The organism is uncultured Lamprocystis sp. (assembly GCF_903933125.1).
In the GTDB taxonomy this organism is placed as follows: domain Bacteria; phylum Pseudomonadota; class Gammaproteobacteria; order Chromatiales; family Chromatiaceae; genus Thiodictyon.
In genome coordinates this window covers 1-2,264 of record NZ_CAIZIZ010000412.1, presented here as the reverse complement: position 1 = coordinate 2,264, position 2,264 = coordinate 1, and the positions used below count along the sequence as shown (strand labels likewise).

Here is a 2,264-nt window from a genome sequence, read left to right as displayed (position 1 = left end):
GTCCGAGTCGGTGCGACTGAAGTCGCACCTACATCCGAGCCGACGGTGGGTGGTATCCGGTTTTTCGGAAATCACCTTAAATCGCCCCTGCGCGAAGGCCATGTCCGGATATCAGGTTTTAAGGCTCTACGAATCGCCACAACGCACTGACGGGGAGTGCGTATCGACTGCGGCCGAAAGAGACGACCTGCTCGCCCGTATAGAAGCAGATGCCGGCGCTCAGTCGACCGCCGCTGTCTTCCGCCAAGGCGTCCAAACCGGCGAAGTCTTTGGCTGAGACCGAAGCCGCTGCCTTGACCTCGATACCGACGAGCCGACCGGCCGCGTCCTCCAACACCAGATCCACTTCGCGCCCGGTGATTGTTCGATAGTGATACAACCGCGTCCGGGTCGTGGACCAGGCCGCCTGCTTGCGAATCTCGCCGATCACGAACGTCTCCAGCAGGCCGCCGAAATGGACGGGGTTGCGCGTCAATGAGTCGGCCGTGTGTCCGGCGAGGTGAGCGGCGAGACCGGAGTCGATCAGGTGGATTTTGGGCGACTTGATCAGCCGCTTGCCGAGGTTTGCCGACCAGGCGGGGAGGGGGCGGAAAAGGAAGGTCGCCTCCAGAAGGGTGAGATAGCGCTTGAGTGTCGTCTGCGGGATGGTCGTACTATGGGACAACTCGGACATGTTGAGCAGGCCGCCGCTACGTCCGGCCAGGAGTGTCAACAGCCGCGGCATGTCGGTCAGCCCCTCGATGTTCGCCAAGTCACGGACGTCGCGTTGCAGCAGGGCGGTGACATAGGCGGCAAACCAGGCATCGCGGCGTCGGCCTGGTGCCCGACGCAATGCCTCCGGGTAGCCGCCGGCGATGACGATGTCTTTCAAGTCCGCTGCAACGGCCGGATTCAGTGGCGGCAATGTCCCGGCAAAGACGGCGTCGATCAGGGACTCGCGGTGTCCGTGGAGTTCGCCTTGTGACAGCGGCTCCAGGGTCAAAATCTCCATGCGTCCGGCCAGGGACTCCGACAGGCGCGGCAGCATCAGAACATTGGCCGAACCGGTCAGCAGGAAGCGCCCGGGTCGGCGGTCCCGATCGACTGAGAGTTTGATGGCCGGGAACAGTCCAGGGGCTTTCTGGACTTCATCGATCACAGCCAAGGTGCCGAGTCCGGCGATGAAGCCCTGGGGATCGTTCGTGGCCGCCGCCAGGGCAGTGGCATCGTCAAGGGTCACGAGGGTCGCCGCAACTCCGGACGCCGCGGCGGTGGTCAGGGTGGTCACCAGGGTGCTCTTGCCGGTCTGGCGCGCGCCGTTCAGGAGCACGACCGGCGTATCGGCCAGAGCGGCGATCAGTTCCGGCTCGCAGTTGCGCCTGTACATGGTCGAATATTAACCGCGACGTGGTGAAATATCCACCATGCAGGTGCAGGGGTGCGCGCGGTTGCCGGTGGTGCTGACCAGGTTCGCTTGGCCGGCCGGAGCCTACAGCAGCTTCACCAAGGCCGCGATGGCGCCGACCTGGGCGAACATCAGTGGGATGAGCCACAACAACAGGCTGTTGCGACTGCGCTCGATGGCGGTTCTGACCTCCCCGCGCAACTGCTCGATCTGGACCATCAGGTCCGCGCGCACCTGCGCGATTTCCTTCTGTAACCGCAGTTCAGTTTCCTTCAGTTCGGCGCGGACCAGTTCGATGTCCTTCTGCAATCGTAGTTCGCCCTCGCGCAAATGCCCCTGGGTGGCCAGTTCCGGCAGGTTCGGGTAGCGTTCTTCGAGGCGCTCGAAGGCCTCGGCGATGACCCGCGCGCGCGCCCGCTCGTCCTGGGCACTGGCCAGGGCTTCGTAGAGTGCGACGACAGAACCCATGGGATGCGCTCCTTCAGAAGGCATGCTGCGATTTCCAACATCTTACGAGATCCAACGATCATTTTCCGCTGATTCGAGGCGCGGGGGCAACCACATCACTTTGGATGGCACCCCGTTCGAGTAGGGCGTTCCCGCTTATCTTGCGGATACTTACTCGTTGAGGGTTGCCATCCGTGGCACTGGATTCCGGCATCCTGCCGGAATGACGGCTTGAGTTGGAATAGGGTGCTGGCAGCCTGTCGGACTTTAGGCGATTTCCGAATATGACGCTATCAAGAATCAAGCTCCGTAGGAGCCCGCTTGCGGGCGACGTGACCTGCCGGAATCGCGTCATTGTGCCCCCACCCGTCGCCCGCAAGCGGGCTCCTACGGGTTGGATTTTTCGCGGAAATCACCTTAGGCAGTCTCGGAC

General features: G+C 62.8%; 2 protein-coding genes. Both read right to left on the bottom strand.

Annotated features, from left to right (window positions below; genetic code table 11):
• Positions 1 to 118 precede the first annotated feature (118 nt).
• Positions 119 to 1,366: an ATP-binding protein gene (locus tag QZY03_RS21980; RefSeq protein WP_295584622.1), complete on the bottom strand. Its 1,248-nt coding sequence runs from the start codon at positions 1,364 to 1,366 to the stop codon at positions 119 to 121.
• A 102-nt stretch (positions 1,367 to 1,468) separates the two neighbouring features.
• On the bottom strand, positions 1,469 to 1,852 hold the full coding sequence (locus QZY03_RS21975; protein ID WP_295584621.1) for a DUF1640 domain-containing protein: 384 nt from the start codon (positions 1,850 to 1,852) through the stop codon (positions 1,469 to 1,471).
• Positions 1,853 to 2,264 lie beyond the last annotated feature (412 nt).